Consider the following 14,174-nt stretch of genomic DNA (forward strand, 5'->3'; position numbering starts at 1 on the left):
TACGGGGTGCCGCCTGCGCCCGCCCGTGCCGCCCGCCCGTGCCGCCAGGGAGGCACGACGGTCCGCAGGCCGACGGGGTCGGCCGCCCCCGGTCACACGGTCACATGCCTCGCAGCGAAGTCCAGTTCCAGTCGGACCTGCTTGATCCGTTCGTCGACGACGAGGGAGCCGTGGCCCGCGTCGTAGCGGTAGACCTCGTGGATCGCACCCCTCGCCTCCAGGCGTTTCACGTAGTTGTCGATCTGGCGGATCGGGCAGCGGGGGTCGTTGACGCCGGCGGAGATGTAGACCGGGGCCTTGACCTGGTCCACGTACGTGAGGGGTGAGGAGGCCTCGAAGCGTTCCGGGACCTCTTCCGGGGTGCCGCCCAGCAGGGTGCGGTCCAGGGCCTTCAGGGCTTCCATCTCGTCGTGGTAGGCCGTGACGTAGTCGGCGACCGGGACCGCCGCGATGCCGAGGGACCACGCGCCGGGCTGGGTGCCGAGGCCGAGGAGGGTGAGGTAGCCGCCCCAGGAGCCGCCGGTGAGGATGAGGCGGGAGGGGTCGGCGAGGCCGGAGGTGATCGCCCATTCGCGGACCGCCGCGATGTCCTCCAGCTCGATGAGGCCGACCCGGTGTTTGAGTGCGTCGGTCCAGGCGCGGCCGTAGCCGGTGGAGCCGCGGTAGTTGACGCGGACCACCGCGTACCCGTGGTCCACCCATGCCGCCGGGCCCGCGGCGAAGGAGTCGCTGTCGTGCCAGGTCGGGCCGCCGTGGATGTCGAAGACGGTGGGGAGCGGGCCGGTCGCGCCCGCCGGCTTCTGGACCAGGGCGTGGATGCGGCCGCCCGGACCCTCCACCCACACGTCCTGCACGGGGACGGACCCCGGGGACTTCATGCCGGGCGGGTCGAGGACGACCTTGCCGGTCGTCGAGCGGACGGTCGAGGGCTCGGCGGCCGAGGACCAGAGGTACTCCACGCTGCCGTCGGGGCGGGCCGTCGCCCCGGAGACCGTGCCGGCCGGGGTCGGGACCCTGACCAGGTCGCGGGTCGCCGGGTCGTAGCGGAAGAGTTCGCTGCGGGCCTCGAAGCTGTGCGCGATGAGCAGCCCGGTGCCGTCCGGGTACCACTCGGCGCTCACGTCGCCGGGCAGCTCCAGGGCGAGGTCGCTCTCCACGCCGGTCGCCACGTCCCACACCAGGGGCTCCCAGCGTCCGCGCCGCTGATGCCCGATGAGCAGCCGGGTGTCCCCCTCCACCGGCGCGAAGCCGAGCACCTCGAGGCCCAGTTCCTCGGTGCCGCCCTTGGTGTCGTCGAGCTCGGCGACCGGTGTGCCGTCGGGGCGCAGGACGCGCAGGGCCGAGTGCATCGCGTCGCCGTGCTCGGTGTGCTCGATCGCGATCAGCGAGCCGTCGTGGGAGAGGTCGCCGACGCCCGCCGACTCGCGGTGGCGGTAGATCTCCACCGGGGCCTCGCCGGTGCGGGCGACATGGATGGTCGTACCGTCCTCGTCGGTCGACCGGCCCACGACCGCGGTCCGGCCGTCCCGTCCGAGCGCCAGGCCCGCAGGGTACGACGCCTCCAGCCCGGGCGTGGCGAGCTCGTCCTCCCCGCCCTCGAAGGGCTGGCGGCGCCAGACGCCGAACTCGTCGCCGTCCTTGTCGTCGAACCACCACACCCAGGTGCCGTCCGGGGAGAGCACACCGTCCGTCGTGCCGTTCGGCCGGTCGGTCACCTGGCGTTGCCCGCCCGTCGTGCGGTCCCAGGCGTACAACTCGTACGTCCCCGTCGCGTTCGACACGAACAGGGAGCGGTCCGGTGCGTCCTCCGCCCAGTCCGGCAGCGACACCCGGGGCGCCCGGAAGCGCTTCTCCCAGTCCGGCATCTCCTCGTTGCGCTCGGCCGCGGCGGACCCGTTGCTCTCAGTCATGGCCCCATACTGCCCGCACCGGCCGACAACGCGCCGACCAGGGTCCCCAGCCTGTGGATAACTTGCGCCGCACCGCCCACCCCTCCGCCCGCCCCCTCTCCCCGCCGCACCGGCCTCCCTCGGCGCTCCCGGTCCGTTGTCAGTGGCGGGGTGCAGACTCTCCGGCATGACCGATCTGCGCAGGACAGTCGAGAACTTCTGGGCCTCCGCCGAGGCCCGGGACTGGGACACGTTCGCGGACACGCTGGCCGAGGACGTGGTGTACACGCTGCCGCAGACGCGCGAGCGGATCAGCGGACGGGAGAAGTACGTCCGGTTCAACCGGGAGTATCCGGGCGACTGGCACCTGCGCGTCGAGCGGATCGTCGCCGAGCCGGAACAGGTGGTGACCTGGGTCCACGTCACGGTGGGAGCGGAGGAGATGCACGGCATCTCGTTCTTCACGGCGGACGAGAGCGGCCGGATATCCGCCGTCACCGACTTCTGGCCGGAGCCGTACGAGCCACCGGCCGGCCGGGAACACCTCGTCGAGCGGTACTGACCCCCGAGGGCCGGCCCCCGCCGGAGCCCCGTACCTTTGATGGCGTGTACCGGTTTCTGCTGACGCCCCGTTGGTGGGGGATCAACGTCTTCGTGCTGCTCGCCATCCCCTTCTGCATCTTCATGGGGTCGTGGCAGCTGAGCCGCTTCGAGGACCGGATGCAGGACCATCAGGCCGCGAGCGCCGAGGCGGGGTCAGGCGAGCGGGAGAGCGCCCGGCCGCTGGCCGAGCTGCTCCCCGTGAACAAGGTGACCTCCGGCAAGCCGGTCACCGCGACCGGCAGGTACGACCGCCAGCTCCTCGTCCCGGACCGCGAACTGGACGGCAAGGAGGGCTTCTACGTCCTGACGCTGCTGCGCACCGACGGCGGCAAGGCCCTGCCCGTCGTCCGGGGCTGGCTGCCCGGCACCCCCGACCCGGCGAAGGCCCCGGCCGCGCCCACCGGTGAGGTCACCGTGACCGGTGCCCTCCAGGCGTCCGAGTCGCCGGGCAGCAACGGCGTCAGTGCGCAGGGCGGGCTGCCGGCCGGGCAGACCGCGGCGATCAGCGCGGCGTCGCTGGTGAACCTCGTGCCGTACGACGTGTACGACGCGTGGGTCACGCTCGCCGAGGCGGACTCGGGCATGACCGCGGTGCCGGCGGCGGCACCGCCGGACACGGGACTGGACCTGAAGGCGTTCCAGAACCTCGGGTACACCGGTGAGTGGTTCGTGTTCGCCGGGTTCGTGGTGTTCATGTGGTTCCGGCTGCTGCGGCGGGAGATCGAGTTCCTGAGGGACGCGGAACTGGGGCTGCTGCCGGACGAGGACCGGGAAGAGGAAGCGGGCCGGGTGACGGTCTGAGACCGGCACCGACGCGCGGCGCCCTCAGGCCCCCGCCAGCACGCCCGTCCAGTACACGGTCCCCGCGCACGCGTTGGACACCAGCGCCGAGATCGACGGCGCCCCGCCCTCCGCGGTGTTCGTGACGATCACGCTGCCGTCGGCCGTGCCGTCCTCGGTGAGGAGCTGGGTCGAGGTACCGGTGTCTCCGCCCGTGGTCGTGCCGGTGCCGCCGTCGGCGGAGGGTTCGTCCGTGGGCGTGGGGTCGGTCGTCGGGTTGCCCGTGTCGCCGCCCGTGGTGTCGCCGGTCGTAGGGCAGGTCTCCGAGGGCACCCAGGCGAACTTGACGTCATAGGTACCGCCCGGCTTCAGCACCAGCGAGGCCACTTCCAGGGCCGGGTCGGGCAGCGAGGCCGCCGCGTCCCCGGCGACGTGCCGGGCCGTGGTGATCTTGGCGGCGTCCGCCGCGCCCTGCGGGGTCGGCGTGACCGAGCCGGGTCCGTTGACGGAACAGCTGATGGCGGAGGTGTTGGTGATGCGGAAGGTGCCGTAGACCGCGCCGACCGAGTCGGGGGCGTCGACGCTCTGAGTGGTCGAGCCGAGCTCGGCGGCCGTACAGACGGGGACGCCCGCCGCACTGGTGGCGGAGGGGTCGGCGCTGCTGCCGGCCCCGGTGCTGCTGCCGGTGCTCTTGCCCTTGTCCTCTTCCTTCTGCTCGCCCTTGCCCTGGTCCTCGGTCTTGCCGGCGGAGCCGCCGGAGGTGCTCTCGCCGCCGTCGGGGCCCTTGCCCTCGCCGGCGCCGCCCTGCGTCTGGGAGTAATGCCCTGCCATGGACGGGTCGGCGTCGGCGCCGGCGGAGTTCGAGACGTGCACGAGGGCCGGGATGGCGGTGCCGATGAAGAGGGCGGCGGCCGCCATGCCGACGACGGCCTGCCGCTTGCGCGCCCGCCGGGCGGGTACCGCCTTGCGCAGATGGTCCAGCGTGCCGTCGCTCGGCTCGATCTCCTGCACCGCCTGGTGCAGCAGGCTGCGCAGTGCCAGCTCGTCCGAGTCGAGCCCGGGCGAGCTCTGATCGTCGGGGCCGTGGTTCACAGTTCCGTTCCCAGCGTGCGATTGCTTCGGCGCCTGCTCGTCCGACGACTGTGTCGGCTCGCGCCATTCATAGGGCTCGTGGGGGACGTGCAGATGACGTCGTCCGTCGTTGTCTCCGGTCATGCCGGGGCCTCCATGGCGACCCGCAGAGCGGCGATGCCGCGCGAGCCGTACGCCTTGACGGAACCCAGCGATACCCCGAGGGTCTCGGCGACCTGCGCCTCGGTCATGTCCGCGAAGTAGCGCAGGACCAGGACCTCGCGCTGGCGGCGCTGCAGGCCCTTCATCGCCTTGATCAGGGAGTCGCGCTCCAGCTGGTCGTACGCACCCTCCTCGGCGCTCGCCATGTCCGGCATCGGCTTGGAGAGCAGCTTGAGGCCGAGGATGCGGCGGCGCAGGGCCGAGCGGGAGAGGTTGACGACCGTCTGACGCAGGTACGCGAGGGTCTTTTCCGGGTCACGGACGCGTTTGCGCGCGGAGTGGACGCGGATGAAGGCCTCCTGGACGACGTCCTCGCAGGAGGCGGTGTCGTCGAGGAGGAGGGCGGCGAGACCCAGCAGCGAGCGGTAGTGCGCCCGGTAGGTCTCGGTGAGATGGTCGACGGTCGTGCCGGCGGCCACGACTTCTTCGGCGCCGTCACGCTGTCCGGGGATGCGGGCGGGCCGCGCTGCGGGCATGGGGGCGATCACCGGCATGCCACCGGGCGTACCGGCCATGCGGGGTCGTAGGGACGGGCGGGGCGGCCGAAGGGCCGTGCCGCGCGTCGCCGCTCTGAAGTCGAGAACCTCTGCCACGCCAGTTGGACACGCTTCCCCCCGTCATGGTTGTACGCGACCGACCGTCTTCTGCCAGGCAGTACAACTGACCGTGCGTCAAACGCGCTCATGCCCAACCCGCTCTTCCCCTGTGTCCTGAATGGCCAGGGCGTCCCCACGCCCCGTCATGCGTCCCCGCACCCCCGAAGGGCGTTCGCAAAGACGCTCCCCGCCCTCCGCGCGGTTGCGGAGGACGGGGAGCCAAATCTTCGGATGCCGAGGCGGCTCGGTTCAAGTGGTCCGGACCAACGGCCGGCTCACATTTCTCATACAGATCCTACAAATGTACGCGGTTTCTGCGAGGACTTTTCCGGCGGTAACCCCTTGCTTCAACACACGTCACACACGGCATGAAGCGTACGAGGCCGCCGAAACGTCACACCGGCCCCGCGACCTGGGACGTCACCGCAACTCCGCCGCCACCAGCTCGGCGATCTGCGCGGTGTTGAGCGCGGACCCCTTGCGCAGGTTGTCCCCGCAGACGAAGAGTTCGAGCGCCGTCGGGTCGTCCAGCGCCCGCCGCACCCGTCCGACCCAGGTCGGATCGGTGCCCACGACATCGGCCGGCGTGGGGAACTCCCCCGCCTCCGGGTTGTCGAACAGGACGACGCCGGGCGCTGTGGCGAGGATCTCGCGCGCCTTGCGGACGGTGACCTCGTCCTCGAAGCGGGCGTGGACGGTCAGCGAGTGCGTGGTGACGACCGGCACCCGGACACAGGTCACCGCGACGGGCAGCCGGGGCAGTCCGAGGATCTTGCGCGACTCGTCGCGCACCTTCATCTCTTCGGACGACCAGCCGTCCTCGCGCAGGGATCCGGCCCACGGCACGACGTTCAGCGCGACCGGCTCCGGGAACGGCCCGGTGTTGTCGCCGACCGCCCGCCGCACGTCACCGGGGCTGGTCCCCAGTTCCGTACCGGCGACCAGGGACAGCTGCTGGCGCAGCGTCTCGACACCGGCGCGCCCGGCCCCGCTCACCGCCTGGTAGGAGGAGACGACCAGCTCGCGCAGTCCGAACTCGGCGTGCAGCGCGCCCAGCGCCACGATCATGGAGAGGGTCGTGCAGTTGGGGTTGGCGATGATGTTCCGCGGCCTGACGCGGGCCGCGTGCGGATTGACCTCGGGCACGACCAGGGGCACGTGCGGGTCCATCCGGAAGGCGCCCGAGTTGTCCACCACCACCGCGCCCTTGGCGGCGGCGACCGGCGCCCACTGGGCGGACACCTCGTCGGGTACGTCGAACATGGCGACGTCGATCCCGTCGAAGGCCTCCTCCGACAGGGCCAGCACCTCGATCTGCTCACCGCGCACGGCCAGCTTGCGGCCGGCCGAACGCGGTGAGGCGATCAGACGGATCTCGCCCCAGATGTCCGCGTGCTGGGACAGGATCTGGAGCATGACCGTGCCGACGGCTCCGGTCGCACCCACGACCGCGAGCGTCGGCCTGCCGGTTCGCCCGGCACCCACGGTCATCAGCGGCCAGTGCCCCCGTAGACGACGGCCTCGTCGCTGTCGGAGTCGAGCCCGAAGGCGGAGTGCACGGCGCGGACGGCCCCGTTCACGTCGTCCTGGCGGGTGACGACCGAGATGCGGATCTCGGAGGTCGAGATCAGCTCGATGTTCACGCCCGCGTCGGACAGCGCCTGGAAGAAGGAGGCGGTGACGCCCGGGTTGGTCTTCATTCCGGCGCCGACGAGCGAGATCTTGCCGATCTGGTCGTCGTAGCGCAGCGACTCGAAACCGATCGAGCCCTTCGCCTTCTCCAGGGCGTCGATGGCCTTGCGGCCCTCGGTCTTGGGGAGGGTGAAGGAGATGTCCGTCAGACCGGTGGAGGCCGCGGACACGTTCTGCACGATCATGTCGATGTTGATCTCGGCGTCCGCGACGGCGCGGAAGATCACCGCGGCCTCGCCCGGCTTGTCCGGGACGCCGACAACCGTGATCTTGGCTTCGGAGACGTCATGGGCGACTCCGGAGATGATGGCGTGCTCCACCTGCTGGTCCCCTTGTGACTCGGGCTTCTCGTTGCTGACCCAGGTGCCCGGCAGTCCGGAGAAGGACGAGCGGACGTGGATCGGGATGTTGTAACGGCGTGCGTACTCCACACAGCGGTGCAGCAGCACCTTGGAGCCGGAGGCGGCGAGCTCCAGCATGTCCTCGGAGGAGATCCAGTCGATCTTCTTCGCCTTCTTCACCACCCGTGGGTCGGCGGTGAACACACCGTCGACGTCGGTGTAGATCTCGCACACCTCGGCGTCGAGGGCGGCGGCGAGCGCCACGGCCGTGGTGTCGGACCCGCCGCGTCCCAGCGTGGTGATGTCCTTCTTGTCCTGGCTGACGCCCTGGAACCCGGCGACGATGGCGATGTTGCCCTCGTCCAGAGCCGTCCGGATCCGGCCGGGCGTGACGTCGATGATCCGCGCTTTGTTGTGGACCGAGTCGGTGATGACGCCTGCCTGGCTGCCGGTGAAGCTCTGCGCCTCGTGACCCAGGTTTTTGATCGCCATGGCCAGCAGCGCCATGGAGATCCGCTCTCCGGCGGTCAGCAGCATGTCGAACTCACGCCCGGCCGGCATCGGGGATACCTGCTCGGCGAGATCGATCAGCTCGTCCGTCGTGTCGCCCATCGCGGAAACGACCACGACCACCTGGTGGCCGTTCTTCTTCGCTTCCACGATTCGCTTGGCGACGCGCTTGATGCCCTCGGCATCGGCTACGGAGGAGCCTCCGTACTTCTGCACGACAAGGCCCACGTGCGCTCCTCGCTCAGTCAGTCTCTATCCGCACATACGCATATGTACTGCGGTCGGCTCAGTCTATCGAGCGCCCGAATTTCGCCTCTGAGGTATCGCATCGTGAGACTCGGGCGCCCAGGTCAGCGCATGCCCACCTGAGGGCCTTCGGAAAAGTGCCAAGCGTCACAGGTCCTGCCGGTCAGTGAAGTCTCAAGCACTAGGGTTCGGCCTGTGCACGTACTTCTCGTCGAAGACGATGAACCGGTCGCCCAGTCCCTGCGCCGCGGCCTGACCCGCTACGGCTTCGAGGTCGACTGGGTCGCCACGGGCGCCGCCGCCCTGGCCCACCCCGAGCCCTACGACGTCGTCCTCCTCGATCTCGGCCTGCCCGACACCGACGGCCTCGACGTCTGCAGGGCCCTCAGAGAGCGCGGCGGCGTGCCGATCATCGTGATCAGCGCACGCAGTGACGAGACGGACCGGGTGGTCGGCCTGGAGCTCGGCGCCGACGACTACGTGTCCAAGCCCTTCGGCGTGCGGGAGGTCATCGCGCGGATAAGGGCGGTCATGCGGCGCGTGCAGCCACGTGAGGCCGCCGCGGCCGGCCCCGACCGCTACGGCACCCGCCTGGCCGTCGACCGCAAGGCCGCCCGCGTCCGCCTGGACGGCGAGGAGGTCGCCCTCGCGCCCAAGGAGTACGACCTGCTGGCCTTCCTCACCGAGGAGCCGGGCGCGCTGATGTCGCGCGAGCAGATCATGGAGGCGGTCTGGGACGCGAACTGGTTCGGCCCGACGAAGACCCTGGACGTGCACGTGGCGGCGTTGCGGCGGAAGCTGAAGGGCGCGATCACGATCGAGGCGGTGCGGGGGGTCGGGTTCCGCCTGGAGATCGTCAAGGACGACGGCGAGAGCGGTGACGGCACGAAGGACAGCGGCGCCTCATGAACCGCCAGCTCATCCGCAGCTACATCCTTCTCGTCGCGGTCGCGATCTTCCTCTTCACCGTGCCGGTCGCCTTCACGCTCACCAAGCAACTGCGCGACGACACCGGGGTGTCGGTCCTCCGCGAGGCCAAGACCATGGCGCTGCTGCTGGGCAACGGCGACCGGACCTCGTGCGACGCCCTTGAGCAGATGGCCGAGGCGTACCGCGCCGAGACGCCCGGCAAGGTCGAGGCGACCCCCACCAACGGCTGCGTACCGAAGCTGCCCCGGCCCGAGAACGACGAGGCCCTGGCCCGGGCCCTGAAGGGCGAGAAGCCCGAGCCCGACTGGGGCGCCGACTTCATCTGGGGCAAGGACCTGGTGGTCACGGTCCCCGCCCGGGCCTCCGACCGGGGCGGCGCCGTACGGATCGTGTACTCGACCTCGGACATGACCGGCAGGCTCTGGCAGATCTGGGGCTTCAGGGCCGGCCTGGCCGTGCTCGTGCTGGCCGCGGCGGCCGCGATCGGCGCTGTCGCCGCCCGCCGCATCACCGCGCCCCTGCGCGAACTCAACGCCATGGCGAGCAGGTTCAGCGACGGCGACCTGACCGCGCGTTCCGCGGTGACGGGTCCGACCGAGACGCAGACCCTGGCCCGCACCCTGAACCAGGCGGGAGAACGCCTGGACACCCTGATCGCCTCGCAGCGCATCTTCGTGGCCGACGCCTCCCACCAACTCCGTACGCCCCTCACGGCGTTGCGGCTGTCGCTGGACAACATCGCCGACGGCGTGGACGACGAGTTCGTACGGGAGGACGTGGAGCAGGCCACCGCCGAGGTGGTCCGCATGAGCCGGCTGGTCAACGGACTGCTGGTGCTGGCACGGGCCGAGGCGAAGGTGACGGCCGCGGAGCCGCTGTCCCTGTCGGACATCGTGAACGACCGGCTGGCGGTGTGGAGGCCGGCCGCCGACGAGCGCGGAGTCACCGTCGCGCTCGGGGGGAGTGCCGACGGCCGGCTGCTGGTGCTGACCAGCCCCGGTCACCTGGACCAGGTGCTGGACAACGTGCTCTCGAACGCCCTGGAGGTGTCACCCGACGGCGGCACGATCACCGTACGGATGGAGACACGGGGCGACGAAGTGGTGTTGTCGGTTCTCGACGAGGGTCCCGGCATGTCGGATCCGGAGAAGTCCCGCGCCTTCGACCGCTTCTGGCGCGGCCAGGGCCTGACCGGCCGGTCCGGCTCCGGTCTTGGCCTCGCCGTCGTCAAGCAGCTGGTGACGGACGACGGCGGGACCGTGACGCTCCGGGACGCTCCCGGCGGCGGCCTGTGCGTGGAGATCCGCCTGCGCGCGGGCGGCTGACCGGCCGCGGGGCCTTCAGGCGGCGCCTCGGGGATCCGCCCTCGGGACCTGCTCTCGGGATCAGCCCTCGGGCATCGCCGAGGAGTGGTGGTTGGCGATCAGCCACTCGCCGTCGATCTTCTCGAACGCGTACGTGTAGCGGGCCTCGACCACGCGCTTCTTGCCGGTGTCGGGATCGGTGAGCGTGAACTCGTACACGCCGGTGTCGATCGCGGAGTCGGCGTCGAGGACGTTGACGATCGTCTCGGTCTTCTTGCCGACCGGCTTGTTCTCCAGGAAGTGGTCGAAGTAGTCGACGATCTCGGCGCGGTCCGTGCGGACCTGGTTGGAGACGGTGGGCAGGAGGACCGCGTCCTTGGCGTACAGGTCGGCGACCTTCTCCGAGTCACCGGTCTGCAGGGCGGCGTTCCAGGTGTCGAAGAGCGAGGCGATCTGCTTCTCGCTCGCGTTCTTCGGGGAGTCCTGGCCGGCCAGGCTGACACCGGCGGCGACCGTGCCGACGGCGACGACGGCGGTGGCGGTCACGATGGCTGCGCGCTTGGACATGGAACGACGGGTCATCGTTGTCTCCTGCGATCGAGGCGGGTCTTCCTCCCTCCGCGTGCTGTGCGGTGTGGAGTGACTCCAGACTCTCTTTTCGCTGGTTAGGCCCCGTACAGGCGAGATACAGGGCACAGCCAGGAAGGACCCAATTCACGTTCTGTGAGCGCCCGGTCACGGTTCAGGCGGCTGCGGCCTGCCGTCCGCGCAGCAGGCTCACACCGGCTCCCAGGGACACCACACCCATCCCGACGGCGGTCATGACACCCTGCGACCCGTCCACGACGAACGGCGCGGCCACGGCGACGGCGAGGTTGAACAGGAACAGGAACCACAGGGCGGGCTTGGAGGAGAGCAGCGACTTCATGGCGTTTTCCCTTGGGGTGTGAGGGCCGTTGCGGGCCGGTTGACCTTGTGCCCTCCACGATTCCGCTCTCCGGCGACCGCCACGAGGGAGTGCTCTCCCGGACTCGTGGTGGAGCGGGCTACACCTACGTCGGCCCGCCTCTCGGCACCGATCCACCACACCCCGTTGTAGTACTGCCGGGCCCGCTGATCCGCTCAGTGCGCGGCCGGCGCGGACTTCCCGATGCCGCCGAGCCCGCGAAGCGCCTGGACCATCACACCGCGCGCGGCGCTCAACACCTCGTCGAGCAGCGCGAGTTCGTGGCAACGGCCTACGAAGCCCAGGCGGGCGGGGATGTTGTGGGGGCCGCGCCCAGGGGATCAGGCGGGAGGACGACCTGCGGGGGCCGATCTACCGGTCCCCGGACGCATCCGCCGACGACGAACTCATCGCCCGTCGCCGGTCGACGGAGCCGATGTCACCTCCCGCGGAGATCGACCGATCGCCGGAGGCGGTCACGTTCCCAGCTCGGGGAGCGGGCGGAGCGGGGGCAGCGGCGGGGGCGGGGGGCTGCGCGGGTGGCGCCGGCACCGCGGTACGGTCGCCCGTCACCGTCACCGCCACGTTGACGCTCCCGCCCGCGTTTCGACGGACCGCGCACCGCCGGCGGTGACCGACGACGTGCCGCCACCGCCCGAGAAGAGGGCGTAGACGGTGAGCGCCAGCCCCACAAGCCCCGCCGCTCCCCCGGCACAGAGGCCGGTCCCCGTCCACATCGACGCCTTCGCCTGCCCCGTCATGGGGCCATCATGGCGCTCGTGGCGGCCGGGGCGCAGGGAGTTGGACGGGCGCTTCCGGCCGATGAGCCGGAGTTGTCAGGAAGGAGTTCTCCGGAGTTATTTGGCTTCGGCCTGGTGCAGGCCCAGCGGGCCACCGATCTCCTTCGCCATCACCCGGCCCGCCTCGAACTCCAGGGTCTCGTCGCCGATTTCCTGGTCCGTGTCGAGTCCGTCGAGCTCCTCCAGGGGCTGGTTCAGGCGGACGTGGGCGACCACCGACTGGAGTGCGCGCAGGCTCGCCGACGCCGTGGAGCCCCAGTTGGAGAAGTAGGAGAACTGCCACCACCACATCGCCTCCGAGGTGCGGCCGGCGCGGTAGTGGGCCATGCCGTGGCGCAGGTCGGTCATGACGCCGGCGAGGTCGTCGGAGATCCGGGCCGGAACGGGCGCCTTGCGGGGCTCGTAGGGGTCGAAGACCTCGGAGTAGATGTCGATCGGGTCGAGGAGCCGGGCCAGATTCTCGCGGAGGTCGTCCACGTCACCCTCGGGGCCCAGATCGGGCTCGTAGCGCTCGTCGGGGACGATGTCCTCGTGCGCGCCGAGGCGGCCGCCGGCCAGCAGGAGCTGGGAGACCTCCAGGAGGAGGAAGGGGACCGCCGAGTCCGGCTCGTCGCCCCTGGCCACCTCGGTGACGGCCACCAGGAAGCTCTCGATCTGGTCCGCGATCTGGACCGCGAAGTCATCGGGATTCTGGCTGCGTTCGTGCAGCGTGGCGTCAGACATCTAGGAGTCGTCTCCCCTCGAAGGCGCGGCCGAGGGTCACCTCGTCCGCGTATTCCAGGTCGCCGCCCACCGGGAGGCCGCTGGCCAGGCGGGTGACCTTGAGGCCCATGGGCTTGATCATGCGGGCGAGATACGTGGCCGTCGCCTCGCCCTCGAGATTCGGGTCCGTGGCGAGGATGAGCTCCGTGACGGTCCCGTCGGCCAGTCTCGCGAGCAGTTCCCTTATCCGCAGGTCGTCGGGGCCGACGCCCTCGATCGGGCTGATCGCCCCGCCGAGCACGTGGTACTTGCCGCGGAACTCGCGCGTGCGCTCGATCGCCACGACGTCCTTCGGTTCCTCGACCACGCAGATGACGGACAGGTCGCGGCGGGGGTCGCGGCAGATGTTGCACAGCTCCTCCTGCGCGACGTTGCCGCAGGTCGCGCAGAAGCGGACCTTCGCCTTGACCTCCATCAGGCACTGCGCGAGACGCCGTACGTCGGTCGGTTCCGCCTGCAGGATGTGGAAGGCGATCCGCTGCGCGCTCTTGGGACCGACGCCGGGCAACCGCCCCAATTCGTCGATGAGGTCCTGGACCACGCCTTCGTACAACGGACTGCCCGTCCTTCCTGGGTTCCTTCTGTACGTACGGTAGTTGCCCGGTGCCCGTCTTAGTAAGGCGGGCCGGGCACTGGAATGGTGCGAGGTGAGGGGACTAGAACGGCAGGCCCGGGATGCCGCTGCCGCCGCCGAGGCCCTGGGCCAGCGGACCGAGCTTCTGCTGCTGGAGCGTCTGCGCGTTCTCGTTGGCCGCCTGTACGGCCGCCACGATCAGGTCGGCGAGGGTCTCGGTGTCGTCCGGATCCACCGCCTTCGGGTCGATCTTCAGCGCGCGGAGTTCGCCGGCGCCGGTGACGGTGGCCCGCACCAGGCCGCCGCCCGCCTGACCGTCGACCTCGGTCCTGGCCAGTTCCTCCTGCGCGTTCGCCAGGTCCTGCTGCATCTTCTGGGCCTGCTGCAGCAACTGCTGCATGTTGGGCTGGCCACCACCGGGGATCACGATCAGCTCCTTGGTCCGTACGGAGTTCCCGTCAGCACGAGCCTACGTGCTCGGCGCAGGCATCGCCCCAGCACTCTTTCGAGTGAGTGGGCCGCGAATCCTATACCTGATCAAGAGACTCTTCCGGGCGGAAAAGAGACCAAAGCTACGCCTTAGCCACCCATTGGGCGGTAGGAAGGGGGCCGACGCAGCAGCAACAGGCGTCACGCAACGTGATCGGTCGGGATCAGGTAGGGAGTGCCGGGTGGGTCAGCCGGAGATGCAGCCCGAGGGTCCACCTCAGGACGGGCGGGGCGAGGGGGCGGCCGGGCTGCGGCCGGGCGATCTGACGGGGCGGGTGTTTCCGCTCGGGGACTGGGGCGAGCCCGCCGTACGCCTGGACGAGCTGTACCGGTGGGTGGAGCGCGGGGCGCTGGAGACGACGGCCTGGTATCTCGCGGACCGGGTGTGGAAGCGGCGGGGGGCGCAGGGGCTGCGGGCG

16 protein-coding genes are annotated in these 14,174 nt (G+C 70.5%); 5 read left to right on the forward strand and 11 right to left on the reverse strand.

Annotated features, from left to right (window positions below; translation table 11 throughout):
* Positions 1-92: 92 nt before the first annotated feature.
* On the reverse strand, positions 93-1,910 hold the full coding sequence (locus tag KUM49_RS13630) for a prolyl oligopeptidase family serine peptidase (RefSeq protein WP_217237056.1): 1,818 nt from the start codon (positions 1,908-1,910) through the stop codon (positions 93-95).
* 166 nt (positions 1,911-2,076) lie between these two features.
* Between KUM49_RS13630 and KUM49_RS13635 the strand changes: the two genes are divergently transcribed.
* Together KUM49_RS13635 and KUM49_RS13640 are read left to right on the forward strand one after the other, a co-directional pair.
* A complete protein-coding gene (locus tag KUM49_RS13635) occupies positions 2,077-2,451 on the forward strand; it encodes a nuclear transport factor 2 family protein (RefSeq protein WP_217237057.1) in 375 nt (124 codons plus the stop codon).
* A 44-nt stretch (positions 2,452-2,495) separates the two neighbouring features.
* Positions 2,496-3,293 (forward strand): SURF1 family protein, encoded by a 798-nt coding sequence (locus KUM49_RS13640; protein WP_217237058.1) that lies wholly within the window; start codon positions 2,496-2,498, stop codon positions 3,291-3,293.
* A gap of 24 nt (positions 3,294-3,317) precedes the next feature.
* On the opposite strand, the gene KUM49_RS13645 is transcribed toward KUM49_RS13640, so the two are convergent.
* The 4 genes from KUM49_RS13645 to KUM49_RS13660 all read right to left on the reverse strand — a co-directional run bounded on the left by KUM49_RS13645 (position 3,318) and on the right by KUM49_RS13660 (position 7,932).
* Entirely contained in the window at positions 3,318-4,364 is a 1,047-nt protein-coding gene (locus KUM49_RS13645; RefSeq protein ID WP_217237085.1) for a hypothetical protein, read from the reverse strand.
* 119 nt (positions 4,365-4,483) lie between these two features.
* Positions 4,484-5,059 carry a SigE family RNA polymerase sigma factor gene (locus KUM49_RS13650; RefSeq protein WP_217237059.1) on the reverse strand — a complete coding sequence of 192 codons (576 nt, stop codon included), beginning with the start codon at positions 5,057-5,059 and terminating at the stop codon, positions 4,484-4,486.
* A gap of 522 nt (positions 5,060-5,581) precedes the next feature.
* Complete coding sequence (locus KUM49_RS13655) at positions 5,582-6,652, reverse strand: aspartate-semialdehyde dehydrogenase (protein ID WP_217237060.1); 1,071 nt, start codon at positions 6,650-6,652, stop codon at positions 5,582-5,584.
* Positions 6,652-7,932: an aspartate kinase gene (locus tag KUM49_RS13660; RefSeq protein WP_217237061.1), complete on the reverse strand. Its 1,281-nt coding sequence runs from the start codon at positions 7,930-7,932 to the stop codon at positions 6,652-6,654. The genes KUM49_RS13655 and KUM49_RS13660 overlap by 1 nt, the downstream gene beginning before the upstream one ends.
* A gap of 213 nt (positions 7,933-8,145) precedes the next feature.
* On the opposite strand from KUM49_RS13660, the gene KUM49_RS13665 reads away from it, so the two are divergent.
* Both KUM49_RS13665 and KUM49_RS13670 read left to right on the forward strand, forming a co-directional pair.
* Positions 8,146-8,859, forward strand: coding sequence for a response regulator transcription factor (locus KUM49_RS13665; RefSeq protein ID WP_217237062.1), 714 nt, complete (start codon positions 8,146-8,148; stop codon positions 8,857-8,859).
* Complete coding sequence (locus KUM49_RS13670) at positions 8,856-10,205, forward strand: HAMP domain-containing sensor histidine kinase (protein WP_217237063.1); 1,350 nt, start codon at positions 8,856-8,858, stop codon at positions 10,203-10,205. Before KUM49_RS13665 ends, KUM49_RS13670 begins: the two co-directional genes overlap by 4 nt.
* Before the next feature lie 60 nt (positions 10,206-10,265).
* Here the strand turns inward: KUM49_RS13670 and KUM49_RS13675 are convergent, their stop codons facing one another.
* The 6 genes from KUM49_RS13675 to KUM49_RS13700 form a co-directional block, all read right to left on the reverse strand.
* A complete protein-coding gene (locus KUM49_RS13675; protein ID WP_217237064.1) occupies positions 10,266-10,766 on the reverse strand; it encodes an SgcJ/EcaC family oxidoreductase in 501 nt (166 codons plus the stop codon).
* Between the two features lie 160 nt (positions 10,767-10,926).
* Entirely contained in the window at positions 10,927-11,112 is a 186-nt protein-coding gene (locus tag KUM49_RS13680) for a hypothetical protein (protein WP_217237065.1), read from the reverse strand.
* A 593-nt stretch (positions 11,113-11,705) separates the two neighbouring features.
* Positions 11,706-11,891: a hypothetical protein gene (locus KUM49_RS48270; RefSeq protein ID WP_254401165.1), complete on the reverse strand. Its 186-nt coding sequence runs from the start codon at positions 11,889-11,891 to the stop codon at positions 11,706-11,708.
* Positions 11,892-11,987: 96 nt separating this feature from the next.
* The gene (locus KUM49_RS13690) at positions 11,988-12,653 is read right to left on the reverse strand and encodes a DUF5063 domain-containing protein (RefSeq protein ID WP_217237066.1); all 666 of its coding nucleotides are present in this window, start codon (positions 12,651-12,653) and stop codon (positions 11,988-11,990) included.
* A complete protein-coding gene (gene recR, locus KUM49_RS13695; protein WP_007383602.1) occupies positions 12,646-13,245 on the reverse strand; it encodes a recombination mediator RecR in 600 nt (199 codons plus the stop codon). Before recR ends, KUM49_RS13690 begins: the two co-directional genes overlap by 8 nt.
* Positions 13,246-13,348: 103 nt before the next feature.
* The gene (locus tag KUM49_RS13700; protein ID WP_217237067.1) at positions 13,349-13,693 is read right to left on the reverse strand and encodes a YbaB/EbfC family nucleoid-associated protein; all 345 of its coding nucleotides are present in this window, start codon (positions 13,691-13,693) and stop codon (positions 13,349-13,351) included.
* A gap of 244 nt (positions 13,694-13,937) precedes the next feature.
* On the opposite strand from KUM49_RS13700, the gene KUM49_RS13705 reads away from it, so the two are divergent.
* The coding region (locus KUM49_RS13705; RefSeq protein ID WP_217237068.1) for an SLATT domain-containing protein at positions 13,938-14,174 on the forward strand (237 nt) is incomplete at its 3' end.

Source organism: Streptomyces sp. AC555_RSS877, assembly GCF_019049245.1.
Classification (GTDB): Bacteria; Actinomycetota; Actinomycetes; order Streptomycetales; family Streptomycetaceae; genus Streptomyces.